Source organism: Brevinematia bacterium (genome assembly GCA_039630355.1).
Lineage (GTDB): Bacteria > Spirochaetota > Brevinematia > DTOW01 > DTOW01 > SKYB106.
Genome location: JBCNVF010000013.1, coordinates 1 through 25,602, shown reverse-complemented (window position 1 = coordinate 25,602; position 25,602 = coordinate 1). Strand labels below are relative to the sequence as shown.

19 protein-coding genes are annotated in these 25,602 nt (G+C 39.1%); 5 read left to right on the top strand and 14 right to left on the bottom strand.

Features of this window, described 5'->3' with window-relative positions:
- Positions 1 to 69: 69 nt before the first annotated feature.
- A complete protein-coding gene (ppdK, locus tag ABDH28_00830; GenBank protein ID MEN2997574.1) occupies positions 70 to 2,739 on the bottom strand; it encodes a pyruvate, phosphate dikinase in 2,670 nt (889 codons plus the stop codon).
- 394 nt (positions 2,740 to 3,133) lie between these two features.
- Between ppdK and ABDH28_00825 the strand changes: the two genes are divergently transcribed.
- Complete coding sequence (locus ABDH28_00825; GenBank protein ID MEN2997573.1) at positions 3,134 to 4,417, top strand: Mur ligase family protein; 1,284 nt, start codon at positions 3,134 to 3,136, stop codon at positions 4,415 to 4,417.
- Between the two features lies 1 nt (position 4,418).
- On the opposite strand, the gene ABDH28_00820 is transcribed toward ABDH28_00825, so the two are convergent.
- The 3 genes from ABDH28_00820 to ABDH28_00810 all read right to left on the bottom strand — a co-directional run bounded on the left by ABDH28_00820 (position 4,419) and on the right by ABDH28_00810 (position 9,335).
- On the bottom strand, positions 4,419 to 5,957 hold the full coding sequence (locus ABDH28_00820; protein ID MEN2997572.1) for a hypothetical protein: 1,539 nt from the start codon (positions 5,955 to 5,957) through the stop codon (positions 4,419 to 4,421).
- 17 nt (positions 5,958 to 5,974) lie between these two features.
- A complete protein-coding gene (locus ABDH28_00815; protein MEN2997571.1) occupies positions 5,975 to 7,888 on the bottom strand; it encodes a DUF4914 family protein in 1,914 nt (637 codons plus the stop codon).
- Positions 7,889 to 8,174: 286 nt separating this feature from the next.
- Complete coding sequence (locus tag ABDH28_00810) at positions 8,175 to 9,335, bottom strand: alanine--glyoxylate aminotransferase family protein (protein MEN2997570.1); 1,161 nt, start codon at positions 9,333 to 9,335, stop codon at positions 8,175 to 8,177.
- A gap of 155 nt (positions 9,336 to 9,490) precedes the next feature.
- Here ABDH28_00810 and ABDH28_00805 point away from each other — a divergent pair, with 155 nt between their 5' ends.
- Positions 9,491 to 10,807, top strand: a complete 1,317-nt coding sequence (locus ABDH28_00805) for an Ig-like domain-containing protein (GenBank protein MEN2997569.1) — start codon at positions 9,491 to 9,493, stop codon at positions 10,805 to 10,807.
- Positions 10,808 to 10,814: 7 nt separating this feature from the next.
- Here ABDH28_00805 and dapB read toward each other — a convergent pair whose 3' ends face one another.
- Complete coding sequence (gene dapB / locus ABDH28_00800; GenBank protein ID MEN2997568.1) at positions 10,815 to 11,606, bottom strand: 4-hydroxy-tetrahydrodipicolinate reductase; 792 nt, start codon at positions 11,604 to 11,606, stop codon at positions 10,815 to 10,817.
- A gap of 517 nt (positions 11,607 to 12,123) precedes the next feature.
- Between dapB and ABDH28_00795 the strand changes: the two genes are divergently transcribed.
- Positions 12,124 to 12,477 carry a hypothetical protein gene (locus tag ABDH28_00795; protein ID MEN2997567.1) on the top strand — a complete coding sequence of 118 codons (354 nt, stop codon included), beginning with the start codon at positions 12,124 to 12,126 and terminating at the stop codon, positions 12,475 to 12,477.
- On the opposite strand, the gene ABDH28_00790 is transcribed toward ABDH28_00795, so the two are convergent.
- On the bottom strand, positions 12,478 to 13,701 hold the full coding sequence (locus ABDH28_00790; protein MEN2997566.1) for an aspartate kinase: 1,224 nt from the start codon (positions 13,699 to 13,701) through the stop codon (positions 12,478 to 12,480).
- A 217-nt stretch (positions 13,702 to 13,918) separates the two neighbouring features.
- On the opposite strand from ABDH28_00790, the gene groL reads away from it, so the two are divergent.
- Positions 13,919 to 15,544 (top strand): chaperonin GroEL, encoded by a 1,626-nt coding sequence (gene groL / locus ABDH28_00785; GenBank protein ID MEN2997565.1) that lies wholly within the window; start codon positions 13,919 to 13,921, stop codon positions 15,542 to 15,544.
- 42 nt (positions 15,545 to 15,586) lie between these two features.
- Here the strand turns inward: groL and ABDH28_00780 are convergent, their stop codons facing one another.
- The 3 genes from ABDH28_00780 to ABDH28_00770 form a co-directional block, all read right to left on the bottom strand.
- The gene (locus ABDH28_00780; protein MEN2997564.1) at positions 15,587 to 15,961 is read right to left on the bottom strand and encodes a hypothetical protein; all 375 of its coding nucleotides are present in this window, start codon (positions 15,959 to 15,961) and stop codon (positions 15,587 to 15,589) included.
- A gap of 245 nt (positions 15,962 to 16,206) precedes the next feature.
- Positions 16,207 to 17,199, bottom strand: coding sequence for a flagellar basal body P-ring protein FlgI (locus ABDH28_00775; GenBank protein MEN2997563.1), 993 nt, complete (start codon positions 17,197 to 17,199; stop codon positions 16,207 to 16,209).
- Positions 17,200 to 17,266: 67 nt separating this feature from the next.
- Positions 17,267 to 18,499, bottom strand: a complete 1,233-nt coding sequence (locus tag ABDH28_00770) for a cysteine desulfurase (GenBank protein MEN2997562.1) — start codon at positions 18,497 to 18,499, stop codon at positions 17,267 to 17,269.
- Positions 18,500 to 18,855: 356 nt separating this feature from the next.
- On the opposite strand from ABDH28_00770, the gene mltG reads away from it, so the two are divergent.
- Entirely contained in the window at positions 18,856 to 19,920 is a 1,065-nt protein-coding gene (gene mltG, locus ABDH28_00765; protein MEN2997561.1) for an endolytic transglycosylase MltG, read from the top strand.
- 22 nt (positions 19,921 to 19,942) lie between these two features.
- Here the strand turns inward: mltG and ABDH28_00760 are convergent, their stop codons facing one another.
- From ABDH28_00760 to ABDH28_00740, 5 genes are all read right to left on the bottom strand, one after another.
- Positions 19,943 to 21,241, bottom strand: coding sequence for an ABC transporter permease (locus ABDH28_00760; GenBank protein ID MEN2997560.1), 1,299 nt, complete (start codon positions 21,239 to 21,241; stop codon positions 19,943 to 19,945).
- A complete protein-coding gene (gene efp, locus ABDH28_00755; protein ID MEN2997559.1) occupies positions 21,241 to 21,807 on the bottom strand; it encodes an elongation factor P in 567 nt (188 codons plus the stop codon). The genes ABDH28_00760 and efp overlap by 1 nt, the downstream gene beginning before the upstream one ends.
- Positions 21,807 to 22,946: a DNA polymerase III subunit beta gene (gene dnaN, locus ABDH28_00750; protein MEN2997558.1), complete on the bottom strand. Its 1,140-nt coding sequence runs from the start codon at positions 22,944 to 22,946 to the stop codon at positions 21,807 to 21,809. The genes efp and dnaN overlap by 1 nt, the downstream gene beginning before the upstream one ends.
- A gap of 87 nt (positions 22,947 to 23,033) precedes the next feature.
- A complete protein-coding gene (locus ABDH28_00745) occupies positions 23,034 to 24,872 on the bottom strand; it encodes a TonB-dependent receptor (protein MEN2997557.1) in 1,839 nt (612 codons plus the stop codon).
- A 152-nt stretch (positions 24,873 to 25,024) separates the two neighbouring features.
- Positions 25,025 to 25,602 (bottom strand): hypothetical protein (locus tag ABDH28_00740; protein ID MEN2997556.1); only part of this gene is annotated, 578 nt, incomplete at its 5' end.

The window sequence follows — 25,602 nt, the reverse complement described above, 5'->3', positions numbered from 1 at the left end:
GCCTAGGGAGCGGGACTGCACATTGGTTTACGCACAGTCCCCCTCCAGACTTGGCAAAGCACTAATTCTTTATTTATCTTCAAAGAACCCCTTTCCTTCAGTTACACTCGCCTGAGCTGCCGCTAACTTTGCTATAGGTATCCTAAACGGGGAGGCACTGACATAGTCCATTTTAACGTTGTAGCAGAAATGGATAGATCTTGGGTCTCCTCCATGCTCTCCGCATATCCCTACTTTCAGATTAGGATTAACCTTTCTTCCCTTCTCAATTCCTATTTTCACAAGCTCTCCCACTCCCTTTATATCCAAGGTCTTGAAAGGATCATCCTCCAGTATATTCGTAGTCTTATAGGAATCAATAAACTTTCCAATGTCATCTCTTGAGAATGCAAATGTCATCTGTGTCAGGTCGTTTGTGCCAAAGGAGAAGAAGTCAGCTTCCTTAGCAATTTCATCCGCAGTTAGTGCTGCCCTGGGAACTTCTATCATCGTCCCAAATTTATACTCAATCTGCATTCCTTCCTTATCCATAGTCTCCTTCGCAACTTTCTCCAACCTCTTCTTTATCCAAACAAACTCCTTAACTTCACTTACGATAGGTATCATTATCTCAACGATAATGTTCTTGCCTTTTTTCTTCAAATTACAAGCTGCTTCAAATATTGCTCTTATCTGCATTTCGTATATCTCTGGGTAAACTACCGCTAATCTACAACCTCTAAACCCTAGCATTGGGTTAAACTCCTTAAGCTGTTCATACCTTGTCTTTATCTTCTCAACGGGAACGCCTAGTTCCTTAGCAACCTCTTTCATCTGTTCTTCCTCGTGCGGTAGAAATTCGTGAAGTGGTGGATCAAGCAGTCTTATCGTGACTGGTAGCCCTTCCATTATTTCAAACAATGCTTCAAAATCTTTCCTCTGGAACTCTTGAAGTTTACTCAGAGCTTTTACTCTATCCTCGTAAGTGTCAGAGATTATCATACTTCTGAAATACAGTATTCTCTCTTTCTCAGGCCCGAAGAACATATGCTCAGTTCTTGCAAGACCTATTCCTTCGGCTCCAAATTCTCTTGCTTTCCTTGCATCCTCCGGTGTTTCAGCATTTGCTCTTACTCCAATTTTCCTGTACTTGTCAACCCACTCCATAAATTTAGCAAAATACCCAGTTATCTCTCCTTTTATGAGTTTTAGCTGGCCCAATATGACTTCTCCAGTCTTACCATCTATCGTGATCCAGTCTCCCTCCTTTATTGTGTACTTACCATCCTTGGTTTTAGCGGTTTTTGACTTTTCATCAACTATCAAATCTTCACATCCCACTACACACGGTTTACCCATACCTCTAGCAACAACTGCAGCATGTGACGTTAGGCCTCCCCTGGCAGTCAATATTCCTCTGGAAGCATGCATACCTCCCACATCCTCGGGAGAAGTCTCAGGCCTTAGGAGTATAACATCCTTACCCTTCTTAGCCCACTCTTCCGCATCTTTGGCGAAAAACACCACCTGCCCAGTTGCAGCTCCTGGCGAAGCAGGAAGCCCTTTCGCAATCACCTTGTCTTGATACTTCTCAGAAGGATCAATCATCGGGTGAAGCAATTGATCAATGTGTCCGGGTTGGACCCTCAGAATCGCCTCCTTCTCAGTCAGTATTCCCTCTTCAACCATATCAACCGCTACCCTCACTGCCGATACTCCTGTTCTTTTTGCAGACCTCGTCTGCAGAAGGTAAAGTTTACCTCTCTCCACCGTAAACTCTATATCCTGCACGTCCTTATAGTGTCTCTCCAGAAGCTCTGCAACCTTAAGAAGCTGATCATATACCTCAGGTAACCTCTTCTTAAGCTCATCTATCTTCATAGGGGTTCTTATACCTGCAACTACATCCTCTCCTTGAGCATTTGGCAGAAATTCAGCATAAAACTCCTTTTCACCAGTATTTGGATTCCTTGTAAATCCTACCCCCGTTCCAGAATCTTCACCCATATTACCAAAAACCATCTGCACCACATTCACCGCTGTCCCAAGAAGTCCCCTTATCTCATTTATCTCTCTATACTTCACTGCCCTCTCGTTCATCCAGGACTTAAACACCGCCTCTATCGCCATATCCAGCTGCTTTCTCGGATCTTGAGGAAATTCTAACCCATGCTTTTTATACAGCTCCTTATACTTCTCCACTACCTCCATAAGATCCTCTGCACTAAGCTCACTATCCCACTTAACACCCTTTTGCTTTTTCTTTTCCTCAAGTATATGCTCAAATTCTTTCTTTTCTATCCCCAAAACAACATCACCGAACATCTGTATAAACCTTCTGTAAGCATCGTAAGCAAACCTAGGGTTGTTGGTAGACTCTGCTAGCCCTTTTACACTTTCGTCATTAAGCCCAAGATTAAGAATAGTGTCCATCATCCCCGGCATTGAAACAGCAGCACCAGACCTAACTGAAACTAGAAGAGGATTCTTGGTATCACCAAATTTCTTACCAGAAACTTTCTCCAGTCTCTGCAAGTTCTGCTCTATTTCCTCCACTAACCCATCAGGATATGTATTCCCGTGCTTGTAGTAGTAATCACACACTTCTGCAGAAATGGTAAAGCCTGGTGGAACGGGTAACCCAACATTCGTCATCTCCGCAAGTCCCGCACCTTTACCACCCAGTATATCCTTCATCTTACCAGTGCCTTCTGCTACACCTTCCCCAAAAAAGTATACATACTTTTTGCTCCCAGCCATAACTAAACCTCCTCAAACTTTTCTATATATTTTAAATCCTAAAAGTTTTTTATCAACATTTTTGATCTTTTTGATCTCCAGAAACAGCAGCTCCTAAAACCTGACGTAGGTATGGTTTCCCTCTACAATAAAATCCAAGATTTACAACTGAGATTAGTCTTCTCTATATTTCCCCCACAATCTCTGTTGTAGCTGGGTAAACACTTCTTTTAGCAAGCACCTAGAATGCTTGGTATGGGGTCAAATCTTGCAATAAACGAGCACTATCTGGAACCAAAGAGAGTAATTAAGCAAAAAGTTTAGAATCTTGCTTAGTTACCAACCAAAATTGGAATTTATTAAGCATTTGCATTAAGAAAGCAAGAAAGACTTGGAAATTTGTATAATTTCAATAATGAATTACAAAGAGTCAATTGACTACATCTACTCTCTAACTAACTTTGAAAATTCAAGAAAATTCAGACAAATAGAAGGATTCCAAAACGTTAAGCTTTCCTTGGATCTTCTTGGCGTAGAGTATAATAAAAAGAACATAATTCATATAGCAGGAACTAAGGGAAAAGGAACTGTAGCATACTTTTCCTCCTTCCTACTTTCAAAATTTGCCCAAACCAAGGTTGGATTGTTTACTTCTCCACATCTTGTTAAGGTCAATGAGCGAATATCTGTATTCTCAAATGGAATTGAAGAAAACATAAGTGACGAAGACTTTGCTTCACTTGCAAGTGAAGTACGAGAGTTTTTGGAAAGAAGTTCTATTCCCCTAACAACCTTTGATTTCCTAACTGTTATGGCTATGGTGTACTTTCACAAAGCGAATGTAGACAATGTGGTCCTTGAAGTTGGACTAGGAGGAAGATTAGACTCTACCAACTTCTGCAACCCGAAGGTTTCAGTAATAACCCTAATTGACTACGATCATACAAACGTTTTGGGAAGAAGTTTAAAAAAAATTGCCACAGAAAAAGCAGGCATAATAAAACCTTCAGTTCCAGTCGTGTCATCATACCAAAAAGCAACTGCAAGAAATGTAATACTTCAGAAAGCACTTTCAAGCCACTCTAGAGTGGTATTCATAGATGAGGTCTATAAGATATTATCAACCAAAACCTCACTTGAAGGAACAGCGTCAACTGTAAAACACTTGCCAAGTGGTGTTATATTCAGTGTAAATTCCAAAATGATAGGAGAGCAGTTCATTGAAAATATTCTTCTCTCCTACGAGGCTGTTAACATTCTGTATCCTTTGGATAGATCTGTGTTAAGTAACACTGATTTCACAATCAAGGGAAGGTTTGAGGTTATTAGCAAGGAGCCTTTTGTTGTTTTTGATGTTGCTCATACTCCAAAATCGGTTGATAAACTCATCAGTAACTATGCTTCTCTTCTGGGAAAGCAGACTTTCAGCATTATCGTTGGACTAATGAAAGACAAGGAGCTGAAAAAGATATCAATGGTCCTTTCTAAGTATATGAGTAGTATCAGAAAAATAGAGATAATTGAAATTGAAGCAAAAGGTAGTAGTCAAAGACTCTCAAAGTATCTTAAGAGGTTCGGATTTAGCAATATCAGAGTTGTTAAAGATGTCAGGGACATTTGCATAGAAAACGAAAATTATTTAATCTTCGGAAGCTTTAGGATCTACAAAGATATCTTACAAACCTTTAAAAATACATAACTCACTCGGAGCTACCAAGTGTAGTCTTTTCGGGAAAACTCCTATTTTCTGAAAAGGTTGTTTCATCAATAAACATAACAGCTTCCTCTATCTCCTTTATCCAATCCTCTGTTTTAAAAGAACCTAACCTTCCAAAGTAGAGGCGGTAAATGTCATGGAAGAAAAATCCATTTGGGGGAAAATAAGAGTAGTAGGTAACGAACTTCTTAAGCCTCTCAGAGAAAGTCTTTAAAGGCCCCTTAGAACCTCTATTCAGAACAGAATCAATTATGTTACCGAATACAATATTGGTGTCAAGGTTGTAAACATACCTAAGGTAGTAGTTTCCCGCTTCCTCAAACATCCTGTCATTGTAGAATTCGTAGAGCATGTAAAACGCATAGTCTACACCTGCATCTCTGAACATAAAGAGATCTTGCCCATGCTCTCTACCAGCATTCCATCCTAACATAAAAGCTACAATTGGCTTAGTTATTCCCCTCTCCCTCAGCTTGTCTCTTATGGCTTTTATTACTCTACTCACTCTCACTGCCTGATACCACCTGAAGATCTTTCGCACATCTTCCCTTCTCGAAACAAGCTTAGCAAACTCCTCTACTTCCTTCCTCCTTCCCTTAGGGCGGGCAATAAAAGGAACTGAATTAGTGCTAAGTTTAGAGTAGATCTCTTCGTAAAAATCAAAGAACATCTCATATCCTCCGTAATCACCTACTCTAATAAAATCAAGTCCTAAGAAGTCTATATCGTTTCTTCTACCAAGGTAAGTCAAAATCTCAACAATATCCTCAACCCTCCTGTGAGATAAAATGGAAGTGTATTTGTAATCTTCTTCTATCTTTTTTCCCCTGAAAACCAGGTTTGGAAGATATCCCTTGAAAGAATTCTTTTTAGTTTGTCCGAGAGTGAGAAAACACATAACGTAGGCACCTGTCTGTATACCCTCCTCCTTAAGATGTTTCAGAACTTTCAGGTTAGACAGAACGCCTGAATACCAAACCTCCCTAGGGTTTTTAAGGAAAGTAGTCTGTCCCCCAAGTATTACAAAGGTGTTTAAACCAATCTTCTTCATCAAGCTACTTATTAGATTAGCAACCTCCTTGTAGCTCACTCTCCCCCTATTAGTCACTAGCTTTAGAATAGAAACATTCTCCTCAAACGTCAAAATCTTCAGTGGCTCACAGAGTTTTAACTGCTGACGAGATACGAAAACTACATTTGTTCTAAAAATCTCAACATCATTAGAAAGGATTAAAATTTCGTAAATCCCATCTCTAACTCCGTAGTTAGGAATATAGAGGAAAACTAGATCCTCACCTACCAGTCTTGGGGTAACTGTGTCTCTACCCAAAAGGTCTACAGAGGTTCCTCCATCTTTCAAAAGGACTAGTCTTAGTTCACTGCTATCACCTTTCCATCCTTTCAAAGTTACCTGAATGTAGTCAAAGTGGGAAAGTTCCTGAGAGTTTATCCAAACCTCAAAGCAATACGCTGGATCTAGAAAAGTTACCACTGCAACAAAAAGCGTAACAATCTTTTTCATTGACAAACAAATTGAGTTTATCCTGTCTTGTCCAGATCAACAAAACTTTCAATATTTAGTATACTTTCAAAGTCTTCAATGCTTCCCTTATCGTAGAGACAGGAAAGAATTTTCTTACCTATAGGGTCTAGTTCTGGACTTTCATAAAATGGTAGTGTTTTGCTTACAAAGAAGTCATATAGTTGCTTGTATCCCTCATCATACCCCTGTTCACCTACTAGAGGCTGAAGCTCAACTCTCACAAACCCGATGTCAATCTCTTGTCCTTCAAATATAAATTCCTTCAGGGAGTACCCAAGTAGCACGCCTCTGGATTTCACCAGTTCCTCCTTTGAGAACCTAACTCCCCCCCTTCTAGCAAGATACTCTCTAGTTATCCATTCAGCAAAGAATCCTACCCTCCATGCACCTATGTGTTGGTTCGGAGTAACTATATACTTAACCTTAGGAGTATTGATCATCTGTTTCAGAATCAAGTTTGCATGTGTGACCTGCTTGCCAGTTGCAAAAGGCCAATATGAGCCAACCCCTTCAGCTTCAAGCGTAGCACCGAGTTGAACTATGCTTGGATTTGCATGCCCTCTCGGGGCAACAAGCCTCCATATCCAAGCTATAGCTGGAGGCAATACGTGAAAAACGCCAACGATTCCATAGGTTGGGTTATCTTTGGTGCAAGGTGGTGTTCTTATCCCAAAGCTTCTTACATGAATGTAGGTAGGTTTTGTTATGATGTTTCTTATCAACTCTCTGCTCACTACAAACCTAGGGTTAGGGCAGGGCTTGCCAGGTTCGTCCTCAATATGCTCCCACAATAGTGCCGTAGAATACGGTTTAGCATCAAGGTTTAGAAAGAGCAAAGGCCTGGGTGGATATATGGAAAGTCTCTCAATGTCAGGATCTGTACCATACCTCTTTATGTGGTCAACTCTTATAAACCAACCGTTCTCACCATCTACAACGACAAGTCCCCCATCATTGTTCTGAATCTTTGGATGACACATTGTCATGTCGTCAGAAATAGGGTTCAACTTACACGATATGGGCAAAGAAAGCTTCAGCTTCTCACCAGTAACAATATTCTCTGCAAATGGTATCCTTCCATCCTCACTTCTATGGATATTCTCATTCATCTCGCTCTTACCACCACCACTTGCCCCCTCATGCAAAAAACCTACTCTGTTCCCATAAGGGGTTATAACCAACACACTGGAAGCATGTAGTGTAAGCCATCCTTCTCTTTCTCCTATGTCTAGCAAAGCTGAATAAACCCCCTTTTTAGCACTAGGCCCTGGATAGAGATTGTAACTGAAAATTTCGTGTAGTCCCTCACTTCTAAAGTGAACAACTCTCTGTTTACCTTGAAAAACTGTATGCCTAAATGGAGGTGCAACATAAAGAATAATACTTATCTTCTTCCTCTCGCTAAATTTGCTGACATCCTCGATTCTCTGAAGAGTAGCCAAAGCAAGGCCAAAAAACCCTGCATTAGCTGGAGCTATCACCAGACCATATATTCCTAGATCCAGTTGTCCTACTCCAAAAACAAACGTAGCTAACTCTTGACTCTTTAACCAGTCAAAAGTTTTCTGACGAAGCAAAGAGAAGTCATATCCTATAGTATCCTTAAACCTAGGCTTGTCAGTAGGCAAATCGTCCCCTATGAGCATACTATTTGGGTCTCTTCTTCTCATGTAAGGTTCCACATAGTTCACAGCGATTCCGTTCTTCACTTTTATAACTTCCGCTTCGTGAACTACCCCCCTCTCCTCAACCTCATAAAAAACTTTCTTCACACCATTTTCCATACCTTCAACAACTAGGTTATATAGATCCTCAACAGTTAAAGCAATGTTCACTTTTTTAGCGGTAGAAAGAATATCTACAGCATGCTGAGGAGCTTCTATTTTTAAGAGAAACTCTTTTTTATCCATCTTCTATCCCCTTACAGTGTTCTGTGAGTAATTTTAATTGTCCTTCTGTTGAAGATTCTAGGAAATGTTGGTGGGTTCTGGGTGTTTGGCTTTTCTTTTTTTGTTGCTGTTTGTTGTTGTGTATTGGGGGGAAAACAAATAAGTTAACATAATTTTTCCCCCCCCCAATTTTCTTAAATAATCTATTGGTGTCTCTGGAGTGTTCTCCTTTGAGAGAAAACAAACAAGTTAACATAACTTTTGGAAACTTCAAAAGATCTGCTCTTAGGCTATATATGTATAGGTTTTAAAACTCATACTTTTCAACGAGCACTTTATTTGCAGCTGATAGACTCACCCCAGGTTCAAATTTGTATCCTAGGTCCTTAAGCGTGAATTCTAAAGCTTGGAGCATAACCACAACATCTCCTTTGTCCACATATCCAAGGTGTCCAAGCCTAAAAATTTGTCCTTTCATACTGCCCTGCCCTCCAGCGATTTCAACTCCATATTTGTTTCTCATAAGTTTAGGTATTTGTGTTCCATCAACTCCCTGAGGGACTTCAACAGCGGTAACTGCTTTTGAGAAAAGTCTATATTTACAGAAAAGGTTAAGTTTTAAAGCCTTAACACCTTCTCTAACTGCTTCTGAAATGACAGTATGTCTTTTTATTACATTCTCAAGCCCTTCTTTCTTCATAAGTTCAATAGATTTATTAAGAGCCATAATGAGTGTTATACCTGGCGTCCAGGCAGTTGTTTTATCAGCGACAGCTTTTTCCTCTTCTTTTAAATTGAAGTAAAACTTCGGAAGGTTAGAATTCTCCATATATCTTCTCGCTTTCTCAGATAAGGCAATAAACGAAAGACCAGGAGGAAGCATAAAAGATTTTTGTGACCCTGCAACAAGCACATCAATACCCCATTCATCCATCTTAACCTCATCACAACCTACAGAAGTAATACCATCCACTATAAGCATAGCCTCAGTGCGTGAAACAATACTTGCAATACTCCTAAGGTCACAGGCAACACCTGTTGAAGTTTCACTGTGCTGAAGCAATACTGCTTTGGTCTCGGGATTCTCTTTAAGAGCTTTTTCAACTTCTTCAGGTTCAACACAATACCCATAATCTTTTTTTAGAGTCACTACATTCAAGCCATATGCCTTACATATCTTCTCCCACCTCTCACCAAACTTACCAAAACTTAGAACTATGACTTTATCTCCAACAGAGAGAGTATTTTCAACAGCAGCATTCATTGCCCCAGTGCCAGAAGAAGCAAGAATATACACATGTTGTTTTGTTTGGAAAATATACTTTAGCCCTTCCCATGCATTAACCAAAACTTCACTAAAATGAGAAGTCCTATGATGAAAAATAGGTTTAGACATCTCGGAAAGAACCTCTGGCGGTATCTCAACCGGACCAGGAGCATAAAGATGATATTTCACCAACATACCCATACAAACACCTCCGAAAATTTTAGTGAGATTTTGTATGTAAAAATCACCCTATTTCAACAATCTACCATCCAACCTACCTACAAAACTAAAAACTAAAAGTCACATTATACAGAACTTCTTTGAAAATCTTCAAAGAAAGCTACTATAATTTCGTTGTGAAGCACAAATCTCTCTTGCTTGCCATTACTACTTTAACCCTTACAGTAGGAATAACAAACTCCTTCTCACATTTGCATTCAACTTTCATTATCAAAGAATTCAAAATTCTCAACTACACCAACACTATACCCACCAACCCAATATTCATAGCAGAAATTTCATACTTTCTAAAGGAATGCGGATGTATCAATCCTCACAACAAAGTAAAACTTTCAATAAAGGCTAACCACAAAACCCAGACCTTCACAATAGGAGAAGATGTTTTATTCAACAGACTGTCTCAAGATAAGATAAAACTATTCCTCCCCTTCCCCTATACCTTACCCCAAGGCAAAAATCAAACTGTCTCCTTCACCATTTTTGAAGGTAAAAAAGCGACATTCAAAACAAACATTTCCTTCCAAGTCTCTAAGAATCTTCAGCATCCTATTATCATATCCGAGGGTTTAAGAGAAATAGAGATTCCTAGAACCCCCCTCAGACAAATACAATTCTTCTTTGTCTACCACTCTCCCTGCGAAGCAATGATAACCAAGATCGGAAGTAAAACAACAAACTTTACAATCTCCCAACAAGTCGCGAGAATAAAAGGTCTACATTTCATTGAATACAACTTTTCCGAAGAAGGTGAATATCTGATAAAAGTTGGTGAAAGTGAATTTACAAGTAAAGTCTCTTTTGACAAGACTCCTCCCACCTTTAAGTTCATTTTCCCAACAAACAACTCTGCCTTCTATAGGACTAACAAGATCAAATTGAAATGGTCTGACCCTATGGATATCTCAGATATTGATTTTAGCAACTCTAGCTTAGTAATAAGCAAAGGCAAAAATGTGCTTACAAACATTTCACCCCTAATAGGACTAAACAGAGAATCCGAAAGAAATCCATATGAGGTTGTATATCTATCCCTCCCTGAGGGGGATTACGAGTGCAGTATCAGATATAAGGACACAAGCTGTAACCTTAAAAACGAAGAATTGAAATTTAGAGTTTCACCTTCCGAGTTAGACAGAGAAAAACCTTTCTTTAGGAGAATAGAAGTAGAAAACTCGGTCAAGGTTTCTGAAGGGAAATTTAGAGTAAAAGACTCAATAGTGTCTGTATTCGTTGAGTTTTCAGACGGCGAATATGGCAGTGGTGTAAAGCGCATACATTACAAACTCAATGGTGAGCTAGTTAGCGAAGATGTCTTTGACGAAGTCAAATATCTATCACTGCAACTAAAGAACAAAGTTACTAAAGTAGCATTCTGGTTGGAGGACCTAGGAGGTAACTTTAGCGAAACTAACATCATAACGCTTGTAAAGTAGTCAGGAATTACAACCCCAAAACATCCCTCATAGAGAAAAGACCTTTATCTTTTGTATATACAAACTTCACTGCTCTTAGTGCACCTCTTGAAAATGTCTCTCTTGACGATGCCTTGTGTACTATCTCAAATCTTTCCCCATAGCCCAAAAACATAACATTATGCTCTCCAATAACATCTCCCCCTCTTACTGCAAAAACTCCTATCTCTTTCTTAGGCCTCTCCCCAACAATACCTTCTCTACCGTAAAGCACCTTATAATCCCCTCTCTCACTCCTTATACTCTCAACGAGCTTAAGCGCTGTTCCCGAAGGTGAATCCTTTTTCTTGTTATGGTGGATCTCAACTATTTCTACATCAAACTCCTCTCCAAGCACCTGCACAGCTTTCCTAACAAGCTCAAACATAAGGTTTACCCCAACACTGAAGTTTGGACTCTGAACAATAGGAATTTCCTTTGAAGCAAGATTCAACTTCTCAATTATCTCCTTGTCAAGCCCCGTAGTCCCAATAACCAGTTTTTTCTTGTATTTTAACGCCACATCAATGAGATTACTCGTTGCCTGCGGAACCGAAAAGTCCACAATAACATCAGCCTTATCAATACACTCCTCAATATTGTCTGTTATCTTCACACCAATAGAACCCATTCCAGCAACCTCACCTAGATCCTTACCAACATTTGGATTCCCTTGCTCAACCACTCCGCCAACTATCCTTATAGAGTCATCCCCAGCAAAAACTCTAACATTAGTAACTCCCATTCTACCAGTACACCCATTTATCACTACACTTATCATACCCTCCTCCTTTAGAAAACATGATTTATTTTTTATAATCCCATAAAGTAATTAAAAGTTAAAATCCCTCCACCAAAACTTGAGCCAATAAAATTCCAAACTCTATTGGACAAGTAAGCAAAATTCTAAACTTTTCTTACTTATCTTTTGTTTTTTCGTCAATCACAAAATTTCACTTTGCATCAAGCCCCTCAAGCTCTCATCAAAAGAGCATTTACCTAGCTCCAAAGAAACCGCAAGAAAAACAAAAAAACCATTGCCTAGTTGTTAAGTTCTGGAATTTATTGGTGTTTGGAGTGTGATGGGTCCTAGGGTTTCTTTTAGTCCCTCAAGTGGAAAAACAACTAAGAGGGTAATTTTTGGTCTTCCGGATAGGAAGCTGGGCTTTTGGGTAACACCAAACAAGTTAACATAACTTAACTACTTTTAACCTTTCAAAAGGTGGAAATCAGAATTTGTTGGCTTGAGTAAATTGTGATTGAATTTATCTGTGTATGTGAGTAAAAATTTTTAATGTATGATCCTTTGGAGTATAATTGGAATAATAATAGGGCTCATAATATTCCTCCTACTTATGAACCTAAGAAGCTATGGAGGTAACGATAGGTCTAGTAGAAAGAGAGAAGCTCACAATGAAGAAAACGAAGACAAGAATTATGCTACTAAACCTAGGCACTGTCCAGTATGTGGTTCTAAGTTAGGTCCTAGGGATGTAATATATGCAGAGATCTTTCAAGCTGAGCCTAGAGACAAGGTAGTGATAAAAGGTTGTAAATACTGCTATATACTGACTCCTGAAGAAGCTATGAAAATAAGACCCTACACTAAGAGAATAAGGCAAAACGACATTGGCGTTGGGAAATACCTATAATCACTCAGTCTTTATCTCTACCTCTGAAAGTCTAAATGCGGAATGCAGGGCATTTGCAGATTCTTCTGCTCTGTCTTTCCTCACAACAACAGATATCTTTATCTCAGAAGTTGAGATCATCTCTATATTTATTCCTCTACTCGCTAGAACTTCAAACACCGTTGCTGCAACACCGTAATGGCTTCTCATCCCTGTGCCAACAACCGACACTATTGCTATATCATCATCATAGAGAATATTTGAGCACTTTATGGATGCCTTTATCCTGTCCTCAATACTCTTAATAGTTGTCAAATCTTTCTTTGGTATAGTGAAATTTATCTCACTTAGCCCGTTTCTACTAGTCCCTTGCACAATCATGTTCACATTTATCTTCTCCTTAGCCACTTCTGAGAAAAGCCTTGCCGCAATTCCCGGAACATCGGGAACATCCAAAACTGTGACTTTAGCCTCATCAGTCTTCACAGCAACACCAGTAACAACCAATCCCTCCATACAATCCTCCACAATCTTTGTTCCAGGGTCATCTTCAAAAGATGACCTTACAACTAATGGAACCTTATACTTTTTTGAAAATATTACAGCCCTAGGATGCAATACCTGCGCCCCAACACTTGCTAACTCCAAAACTTCATCTATATTGATAGAGTCTAATTTTCTTGCGTCCTTAACAATCCTTGGATCAGCAGTATACACACCTTTCACATCTGTGTATATCTCACAGATATCTGCCCCCAGTGCAGCAGCTAATGCCACCGCAGTAGTGTCAGATCCTCCTCTACCAAGAGTAGTTATATCCCCATCTTCTGTAACTCCCTGAAAACCAGCAACAATTACTATCTTACCATCAGACAACTCTTTCTTTATCTTCGTTGTATTGATGTCTAATATCTTTGCTTCAGTATAATCTGAAGTAGTTATTATTCCTACTTGTGCACCCGTAAACGCTTTAGACTTGTATCCAAGCTCATGCAAAGCTATTGAGAGTAAAGCAATAGAAACCTGCTCTCCAGTTGATAACAAAAGATCATACTCTCTCTTCGGAGGATTTTTAGATATCTGCTCTGCTAATGCTATCAACTCATCAGTAGTATCACCCATAGCAGAAACAACAACTACAACATCGTGCCCCTGATCTTTGGTTCTCGCAACTTTTCTTGCTACATTCTTTATTCTCTCAACATTACCTACCGATGTGCCACCATACTTCTGAACTACAAGCATCTCATCCCTCAAACCAAGGACTAATATGGTAAATGTACAAATCTATCCATTGCAAATTACAAAAATCCTCTTTACCATCACAAACTACAATACCACCAAGCCTTCTGACAAACAATCTAAAGCTACTTTCACAGGGTTTATTGACGAAGCAAGGTTTTTTTGTTATATTTTTATACAAATTTTTAGTCCTATCTGTTTTCATCCTAGGAGGTGTAGTATGGCAAAAATAATGTCTTTTGGAGAAAACGCAAGACAATCTCTTTTAAGAGGAGTTGAAAAACTTGCTAATGCAGTAAAGATAACTTTAGGTCCAAGGGGCAGAAATGTAATACTTGAGAGGAAATTTGGAGCCCCACTTGTAAGTAACGATGGTGTAACAATAGCTAAAGAAATAGAACTTGAAGATCCTTACGAGAACATGGCAGCACAACTTGTAAAAGAAGTTGCTACAAAAACAAACGATGTTGCTGGAGACGGCACGACAACCGCTACCTTGTTAACCCTAGCTATTGTAAAGGAAGGTATCAAAAACGTCACTGCAGGAACCAATCCTATGATGATCAAAAGAGGCATTGACAAAGCCTCACAGAAGATCGCAGATGAGATAAAGAAAATAGCAAAACAGGTTCAGTCTAGCGAAGACATAAAGAATGTTGCTACAATCTCCGCTAACAACGACACCAAAGTTGGTGAACTACTCGCACAAGCTATGGAAAAAGTTGGTAGAGATGGAGTTATAACGGTTGAAGAAGGTAAATCCTTAGAAACCACCCTTGAAGTTGTTGAAGGAATGCAGTTTGACAGAGGGTACATTTCACCCTACATGGTAACTAACGCCGAAACAATGACTGCTGAGCTTGAAAACCCATTCATCCTCATCTACGACAAAAAGCTTTCTTCCGTAAGAGAGATTGTTCCACTTCTAGAAAAAATCGCTCAATCTGGTAAACCCTTGCTCATAATCGCTGAAGATGTTGAAGGAGAAGCACTCGCAACCCTAATCTACAATAAACTAAGAGGCGGACTACTAAGTGTCGCAGTTAAAGCTCCTGCCTTTGGAGAGAGAAGAAAAGCAATGTTAGAAGACATTGCTATCCTAACAGGTGGACAGGTTGTCTCCGAAGAAAAAGGTATGAAACTGGAAAATACCACCATTGACATGCTCGGAAGAGCAGAAAAAGTTAAGGTTGATAAAGAAAACACTACCATCATAAACGGGGCTGGAAGCCAAAAAGACATCCAAGCAAGAATAGCTCAGATTAAGAAACAAATCCAGGAAACAACCTCCGACTATGACAGAGAAAAATTACAGGAAAGGCTAGCAAAACTCTCTGGAGGCGTAGCTGTTATAAAGGTTGGTGGAGCTACCGAAGTAGAAGTAAAAGAAAGAAAATCCAGAATTGAAGATGCATTGCACGCCACTAAAGCAGCAGTTGAGGAAGGAATCGTGCCAGGCGGTGGTGTCACCTACTTATACCTAGCTAATAAACTGGACGATATCACAGTTGAGTTCCCTGAAGAAAAAATCGGTATAGAGATCGTTAAAAAATCCCTTGAAGAACCTCTAAGGCAAATCTGTGAAAACGCTGGTATAGATGGAGCAGTAGCAGTTGAAAAAGTTAAGAATGCTAAGTTTGGCTTCGGTTACAACGCCTTAACCGATAAATGGGTTGAGGATCTTGCAAAAGATGGAGTTATTGACCCAGCTAAAGTAGTAAGAATTGCTATACAAAACGCAATAAGCGTAGCTTCATTGCTACTAACAACAGAAACATTAGTTGCGGAAAAACCAGAAAAGAAAAAAGATCAACATCAGCCTGGAATGAGTGACATTGAGTATTAATACAAAGGAGGGGTATAATCCCCTCCAAATCCTTCCCCTCTATCAGAAGCTTTTGTTAGTAACTACTACTATAAGCTTTCCTATCTCACCAGGAGGAATCGTTAAGCTACCATATTTAGTTGGAACAACTATATTAGGCGAAGTTATTGTCCCTCTAATCACTTCCCCCTTAAATGTTTGCACACTGTGAATATTATTCGTCACCAACAGTATCTTTTGAATTGAAGTTATATTGAAACCAAGCTCACCATACTCCGTCCTTATCCTTATCGTGATATTAGTATATTGAGGATTCATTGGCACATTTATCACAGACCCATCAAGCGTAACAATCGTCAACCTATCACAAAAACCTTCTAGCGAAACCAATAACAGCAGTATTATAAATACTATGTACACAAAAACTCTCACCCTCATAAAGATCTCCTAGGTATAATATCGGATTAGCTTGAGAATTTTCTAGAAAAAGGCAAGTAGACAAGATTCCAAACTTTTCCTTACTTACTCAACTCGTCTTAGCGCTCCTCAGTCCCAAACCTCACCCTGCACCAAATCTCCTAGACGCTTATCAAGAAGAGTATTCACCCAGTCCCGACAGGGATTGCGAGAGAAAGAAAAAGAAACTATACTTAATCGTAAGCTTTAGACTTTGTTGAAATTCCTTATTTCACAATAAATCTTGCTTTTATTCCCCCAGCATCCCTCATTAACAAAAGTATCTGAATAAGATCCTCAGCCTTCACACCAATCTTTGACAGAGCATCTACAAACCCCTTTAGACTGGTTGACGGAATGCTATATATTTCGCCACTTTCAAAAAAAGTGCCAAACTCTGAAGATATTACCTTCATCCCCTTATACGAGACACTTACAGGATAAAGTTTAACATCTCCAGTTATCACTACCGTTGCACTTTTTTGATCCACAACCACAAACGCCTCCTCCAATACATCAACCTCTGTCTCCATAAGTTTTGCTATAAACTCAAACTCATTCCCCTGAAACTCCTCAGGCACCTCTACCTCCAGACAAGAAAGATTTACCACCCGAACATTCAAACCACTAAATTTTTCCCTAAGTGATTTAACAGCTAAATTCACGGTAGAAGGCGAAACATTATCAAAAGATATTTTCAAAACCCTATTCTCAAATTCCGAACCAAGATCTAGGACCAATATCCCTCCGTTCGGAACAACACCCGTTGTTCTTACACTTCCCTTAGGCGTAGTTACATTTCCCTGAGCAAATCCTACAATCCTCCCCTCACTATCCTTCAAGGGTGTCTTCAACAAAAAGCCTCCCTCCAACGATCTTGCGTCAAATAGAGAAGAAACATTAACATCAAAAGAAACTCCTTCTCTCAGGTTTCGTGAAATTCTAGCAGAAACAACCACAGAAGCAGAGTTTCTAGCAAAAAAGTTCGTCGGAGCAACATCTAACCCAAACTCCCTAAGGTGATCTGAAATCGTCTTTGCAGTTGAGTAATTCCTCGTAGAATCACCTGTGCCCTTTAACCCAACAACTAATCCATAACCCTGAATCAATTCCTCTCCTACACACACAGTAGCTATCTCCTTCAACTTAACCGTTTCCGAGTAAGCCAATAGCCCCGTGATGAAAAGTAATACAATCACTAAGCAGTATCTCATACCCATACTTTCTATTTTCGTCTTAGTAAAAACTTTCAAAAATTTTAAACCCTCATACAAACCCAAAATTTTACTAAACTCTAAAAATCTTCTTAACTTTTTCCAGAGCTTCAGCAAGCCTGTCAATATCAGACTTCGTATTGTATATATAAGTACTCACTCTTGCCGTTCCACTTTCAGCACCTATCCTATTAAGAAAAGGCTGAGCACAGTGATGTCCAGACCTTATGGCTATCCCTTCCCTGTCAAGGATATGTGCTACATCATGCGGATGAATTCCATCCAGCATAAATGAAAAAACCCCTATCCTATCTCTAACATCCCTAGGACCAAACAGTCTCAGTCCTTCTACCCCCAAAAGCACATCCAAAGCATATTCGGTAAGATCCCTCTCAATCTCCTCAACAACCGTCATAGTTATTCCCTCAAGGTAGTCAACAGCAGCACCAAGCCCAATACCTCCAGCAATATTAGCAGTCCCTGATTCAAACTTCCAAGGAAGCTCATTCCAAGTACTTGTCTCAAGCGTAACAGTATCTATCATATCACCACCATATAGAAATGGTTCCATTTCTGATAATATCTCCTCCTTACCATATACAAAACCTATCCCCGTAGGACCACACATCTTATGACCAGTAGCTATGTAAAAATCACACCCCACATCCTGCACATCTACTTTAAGATGAGGAAGTCCTTGAGCACCATCAATAATCGTCAAAGCTCCTACTTCCTTGGCTAAGGAAACTACTTCCCTAATCGGATTTATCACACCCGTTATGTTTGACACATGACCAATACTAACTATCTTTGTTCTCTCAGACAAAATTTGCTTAAATTCATCCAATTTTAGTCTATAATCTTCATCAACATCTATGAATCTCAGCCTTGCACCAGTTTTTCTACAAACAAATTGCCACGGAACTAAGTTAGAATGATGTTCCGAAATAGCTAACACTATCTCATCACCTTCCCTAAGCTTATTCAACCCATAAGCGTACGCAACAAGATTTATCCCCTCAGTAGCATTTCTTACAAAAATTACCTCACGCCAACTTCTAGCATTTATGAACCTAGCAACCTTCCTATGAGCCTCCTCATACTCAACAGTAGATTCGTAACTTAATATGTGTATACTTCTATGGATATTAGCATTCTGAGTTTTATAGTAACTCTCAATTCTTGAAATCACCTGAATAGGCTTCTGCGAAGTTGCAGCATTATCAAGATAAACCAGTTCCTTGCCTCTAACCCTCCTCTGAAAAATTGGAAAATCCTTCCTTATATCCTCAGGAGTAACCACCATCCTCAACTTCCTTGGAAAAAATATAATAAAAATCCACACCAAATTCCAAACAGCCCGCAACTAGCATAACACAATAAAACTTGATAATCCTCCAGAAAAACTGGATTTTTCAATAAATTCCAATCTCCACTAGGCAAGTAGGCAAAATTACAAATCTTTCCTTACTTATCTCCTCTAGTTTTCGTCAGTTACAAAACTCCACTTCATACCAGGCTTTTGAGCGATCATCAAGAAAAGCATTTACCCAGTCTTGATGAAACCACGAAAGGAGCATACTAGTTGTTAAATTTTGGAACTCATTGAGCATGGAACGAAATGAAGTAGAAAACTTTTGGATTATCCATTATAATATACTTATGATCAAACGCAATCCTCCTTTTCAGAAAATCTTTCTTCTTCTTTCTCTCTTGACCTTAATTATAGTTGCAGGAATAATAACCTACATTTTCTTGTTTGAAGAAGCCAGCGGAGAATACAAAGAGTATATTTTGATAGTTGAAAAGGGGGATACCCTTCACAGCATTGGGAAAAAACTAGAGAATGAAGGAATCATTAAGGACAGAAGAATATTTATCTTTCTTTCACGAATCGTAGGATTGGAAAAAAAGATCGTCCCCTCAGCTTATAAAGTAACATCAAAAATGAATGTATTTCAGATAATAGACATTTTGCTAAACGAGAAAATTTATACCATAAAGGTAAGGATCCCTGAAGGAGCAACATCTTACGATATTGACAGAATCCTTGCCGAGGCAAAATTAACCAAACCAGGAGAAATAGTAAAAGCAGTAAAGAATCCAGACCTTCTTAGAAAGTATAACATAAAATCTGACAGACTTGAGGGGTTCCTATTCCCATCCACCTACTACATTCCATTCTACTACAAAGATAAACCTGACAAAATAGTTGAGCTATTTGTCAACACCTTTTTTAAACTCGTAGACAGAGAAGAATACTCTTACCTTGCAAGCAAAGTTGGGCTAACCTTTGAGCAGGCAGTCACACTGGCATCAATAATAGAGAAAGAAGCAGGAAGACCCAAAGATGAGAAGTATCTTGTTTCTTCGGTTTTTCACAATAGGCTAAATAGAGGTATTCATCTAGCATCATGTGCTACGGTAATATACGGCCTTATGGACCTTAATATGTGGAAAAACAACAATCTGCACAAGTGGCACCTACAATATGATACTCCATACAACACCTACACCCGCAGAGGGCTACCAAAGACACCTATCTCAAACCCTTCACTAGAATCACTAAAGGCAGCAGTTATGCCTTACGATACCGACTACCTATACTTTGTGTCCAAAAATGATGGAACTCATGTTTTCTCCAGAACCTATCAAGAACACCAAAAGTATGTCAACATATACCAAGTTGAATACTGGAAAAAGAGAAAACAAAACTCAGGTAACTAGGTTTGTTTCCATACTCTGACTTTTATTCATTTCTAAGAATTTCTGCAGGCTTTAACTTTGAAGCTCTAAGTGCTGGAATCAGAGAAGCAAACACCGACACACTCACTGCAAACAAAGAGATCAAAATCAAATCTCCAAACTCAACCTTAGTGGGGAAAGACTTTATATAGTAAACATTGCTCTTAAAAAACTCAAACTTCTCCGGATAACTGATAAAAGGGTTCACAACCTTAGCAACAGGATATGAAAGATTAAAGAGGACATAATTTACAAAATCCTCTATCCCCAATGTTATAGCTTCAAGATTTATTGAGATAAATACACCTATCAAGAGACCGAAAAAACTACCAACAGTTCCAAGAACTGCTCCAGCTATTGTAAAAATCTGAAGTATATCTCTACTATGCATGCCTATTGCCTTTAAGATGGCGATCTCTGATTTTTTGTCCAGAGCAAGCGACATCATAGTTCCAATTATTCCAAACGATACTACAACGAAGAATAAGAACAATACCAAGAACATCACAGTCTTCTGGTTATGCAACGCCTCAAAAAGATTCCTGTTTGTCTCTTGCCAAGTTAGAACAATGAAAGCACCAGAATAACGGTTGAGTATTGCATACTTATACTCCTTAACCTTATCAACATTATCAACCATTATGCTTACCCCGTAAGCTATATTCCCAACCTGATACAACTTCTGAGCATCTTTCAGGAGCAAAACCGACAAAATACTATCATACTCTCCATAACCGGCAGAAAAAATTCCCTTAACCCTGACTTTTCTAATCCTAGGAAGCTCACCCTCCACAGGTGGTTTAACGATAACCTCTATTTCTGAACCTACTCTTGCCCTGAGGTTGTATGCAAGTGTCTCACCAAGAAGTATTTCACCATCTCCAAGCTCATAGCTACCATCAATCAACTTAAAGTACCTACTATACCTTCTAATAGAGTTAGTTGTCACTCCCATTACTAAAGTTCCATGGATATTATCACCCCATCTTCGGAGTAACCCTTGTCCCTGGTAGTAAGGTTCAACTTCCTTAGCCCACTTAAGATTTGCTCTAATGTCATTGATCAAAAACTCATAGTTTTCTATTCCCAATCCCCTTCCTATGACCAAAATGTGGGCATCCTTACCTATCATCTTGTCCTTCAAGTCCTCTCTAAATCCATTAGTTATTGAAAGAACAACAACTGAGGTAGCAACTCCCACAACAACTGACAAAAATGAAACCAGCGAAATCTTTGATATTATATCCCTACCAGAAAAGTTTATATACCTTCCCGCTATAAAAATAACAACCTTCCTAAACATCACTTCACTCTCTCTACATATCTATTCTCCCTAGTATCAACCTTAACTACATCTCCTATCTGTACGAAAAGCGGAACCTGCACCACAAGCCCAGTCTCAAGCTTAGCAGGTTTAGATCCCCCACTCACCGTATCTCCCCTAAGCCCAGGATCTGTTTCAACAACCCTAAGCTCAACAAAATCTGGTGGTAAGATTGTTATTATAGTCCCGCTACTTATGTATCCAATAACATTAACCCCTTCTTTTAGGTAAAGAATACTATCCCCTACCGTAGCTCTAGGAATATCGTACTGCTCATAGGTTTCGCTATCCATAACCCCGACATTATCTTCATCAATGTAAATTACATTCATCTCCCTAACTTCAACTTCGGGTTTCTCAATTATTGTATCTGAACCAAATGTTTTCTCTACTATATTACCACTCTCCAATGACCTCAACCTAAGCCTAGAGTTTGCTCCCCCTCTGCCTAACTTTATGTGCTGATTGTCAATAACCATGAAAAACTTCCCATCTACCAAGATAATGTGACCTCTTCTGAGAGAAGAAGCCTCAACCCCGGGCATCACACCCTCCTCAAAGGCATTGCAACATGGATGAATTCCTTCTCCTTCTCAGACCAGAACTTGTTTACATGTTCGTAGTGGTTAAAGCCCCAGTAAAACTCTTCGCTTTCTAAGGTAGAGAGGTAGTCAAGTATGAACTCGTAATTAAAGCACACGTAATCAGGGTTTCCAAAAAACCTACAAGGAATAACCTCGCTAGCTTGCCCTAAAATACTGTTCTCTGTTTTTACAGTCAATTTCTCAGAATCAAACGAAAATATCACTCTATTACTCTCCCTATCCGAAATCACAGAAACCCTCTTTATAGCTTCCTCAAGATCTTTCCTATTTATAATCGCATAGTTAGCTAAAGTTTCCGGTATAACCGCCTCATAGTTTGGAAAAGTGCCGGATATGACCGAAGAGGAGATCGTAAGCGAATGAGTAGTAAATACAACATTCCTTACACTTTGCTCTTCATCATAGTTTATCCCTACTTTCAAAGGTCCTTCATCAGATAACACATCCTCAAGTATCTCAAGAGTATCCGAAGGAACAACAAACTTAATGTTTCTATACCCATCCTCAGATCTGTATGAAGAATAAAACACACCCATTCTCTTGGTATCAGTAGTAACCACAACAAGCCTACCATTTTCTCTCAAATCAAACAGAAAACCGGTGAAAACTGCCTGTAATGTATCACTATCGGAACAAAACTTTATAAGCTTTCTAACGATCTTTTTCATTTCACCTTGAGAAACCTCTAGGTTGTAAGATGTCTCAATACTTTCAAGTATCTGCTTAGGATACTCTTCAACAGACACTGTTTGGAGCAAAAAGCTTGTAGCTTTACTCCTGGACCTTATTAAAATACTTCCTTCGCCACTCTGCTCTATTGTTACGAGATCAGGTGGAAGCACCTTCACTATCTGAAAAAACTTATCCCCTAATGCCAAAAACTCTCCCTCAGACTCAACATCTGCCCATTCCTTAACCCTAACTGTATACTCAGGATTCGCTCCAACTATTTCCACTCCACCGCCACCAACCCTAAAGTGGATATGGTTAAGAATCTGAAGAGTCCTATTAGAAGAAGATGCTTTGACAACCGGCTTTAGCAATTTTCCAAGAACATCTGAATTTATGTGAAATTTCATTTTCTTCCCCAGTAGTAGGGTAGAAGCTAATTTTAAAACATTAAAGCAAACTCTTTCAAAGTAACTCTAAACCCCAGTAACCTCCATCTACATCATATTAAACTCCATCCCGGCCCATATCCACCTTCCCGGCATCTTAACACCACTTATGTCCTCATACCCTACATCTCCTAAGTTATATCCCTCAACAAAAACCTTACAACCACTCAGAACCTCCCAAGCCAACCTACCATTGACAAGAGTATAGGTAGTATAAGGTAGTAGATTACCAGCACTGTCTCTTCCTTCAAACCTATTCCTCAGACTTGTAAGAAGATACAACTCAAGTCTTCCAAACTTCTGTAAAACCGAGACATTAAGTTGATGCTCCAAGTATTTATCATACCTGAAAGTGAAATTAAGAGGAACACCAGAATCAAACTTTGCATAAGCGTAGAACACTTTAACCTTACCATCATTATTTAGAAGCATAGTGGTATCAAAGTTTAAACCAACTTCAACGCCTCCACCACTGATCCACCTTATGTTCGTAGCTTCATACCTGATCCCAGGAATAGTCTTATCATCAGCAAAATCTATAACATTAAGGCTATCCCTCCAAAAACCAGAAATGTATGCAAAAGTTTTCTTCCCCCTGTCAAAGAAATAAGAAAGATTCAACTCATAGTTCCATCCCTCTTCTGGCAGAAGGTTAGTATTACCAAAAGCTACCCCATCGTAGTAATACAACTCCACATAAGTAGGTACCCTGAAAAATCTATTAGCACTTCCCGAAACTTTCAAAGATGGTAGTAGGTAATAGTAACTCTTAAACGAAGGTGAGAGAATAATACCGTATCTCCTATCACCAACATACCAAAAATCTGCTCTAAGTCCCAAGGCAAGCGAAAGAGCTTCTAAGGGCATAATACCATATTCACCAACAACTGCAAATGGTATGTCATATCTATTACCAAGAAGGTTAGTAACAACACCACCAATATCAGCAACACTGTCTATTACATTCCACCTACCTTCAAGCTTAACAAACAAATTGCCCAAGTCTCCAAAACTAAATGTATTTTGAATATCTACACCGCCACTAGCTTTATTGTGAGTATTCACCTGAGAATTAGGAACCACTATATTAACGGTATAATTGTCCAAACTCCTTTTATAAAACACATTAAACTTAAAGTTATCTTTTGAAAGAGCAAACATAGACATAGTGACAATCTCTCTCTCCCTAGCCTCAGTTCTATAAAACTTACTAGCTCCATAGAACTTTTCAAGATGCCCAACAAAAGCTAAAGCATCAAATCCATAAAATTTTGAAAGTAAAGTTAAGTTTGCAATCCAAGTATCAAAGTCCGTATTGAACCTATATCCATCACTTCTCTTTCTATCAAACGAAAGCCTAATCCCTATAGGACCAAAACCCCTTGAGACCGAAGCAACACTGCCAATAAGACCATAATCACCCGAATATAGCTTAATCTTCACATTTTCCTCCGGAACATCCCAAAACTTAAAGTCCACAACCCCACCGATTGCATCACTACCGTAGATAGTAGAATTCCCAGACTTCTGAACACCCAAAACCCCCACATCATAGATTGTAATAGGAAGAGAAAGATTCAAGTGCCCACTCTGTATATCATTCATTACAACACCATTCACTGCAACAGAAGTCTGATTAAATCTACTTCCCCTAATAGTTAAGTCACTCTGGATTCCAAAAACTCCTCTGTTTTGCAAATAAATTCCAGTATCCTCAAGAACCCAACTAACACTGCAACCAACAGCCTTAGAACTTACCTCTTCTACTACTTCAACATTTGCAAATTCCTCAGCCCCAACCTTCGTATCAATAACATACCTCTCAAACTCAGCCCATACACTACCTACTACAAAGATAACCATCAGCACTACATACAACTTCCTCATATCCTCCTCCTAAATGAATCAGACAAAAATTATATTTGTTAACTTTTTCATACCTCAAGTTAACTTAAGAAAGTTACCTTTACTGTCTACCAAAAACCACCCAGAATACTACCACTCCTAACACCTTAACTACTCCCATAACACCCATCCCCCTAATACTTGTAAATAATGTCTCTAAGAATCAAAAAATTATCCCTTCCTCTTAACACAATATCACCTCCTTTAGTGTAAAACAATATACTCCCTGTAATACTCCCCCCTAACAACTGACTAATATTCAGAAACCAAACTATATCAAGCCTATTATCCATCAAACATAAAATCTCCTCCTGAATATATCCGTCGAAAACTCTTTTCCAGAGCACTAAAAAAGCACCGTACTTCTCAGAGTAGTATACCTTCTCGATAAACAGATCCCCTACCTTTCCCTCTTGTAGGAATATCTTTTTCAAAGTTGCTTGGTCGAGGTATTTACTCATCAGTCTCTTACCAAACATGTATGTCCTTCCACCTAAAAAGCGTGGATTAGGTACTGTCTCAAAATATTCTATTTTCTCAATATCCTCAAACCCTGTTTCCCCTCTTTTTCTCTCCTCCTCAACATACATATCATACACCTTCAGCCACTCCTTCTTAACATCCTCAATACTCAGCCCAACCTTCCTCAATTCATCCTCCCTTATCACCACCTCCCTCCTCTCCACCTTACCACCAGGATACCTATCCCCTA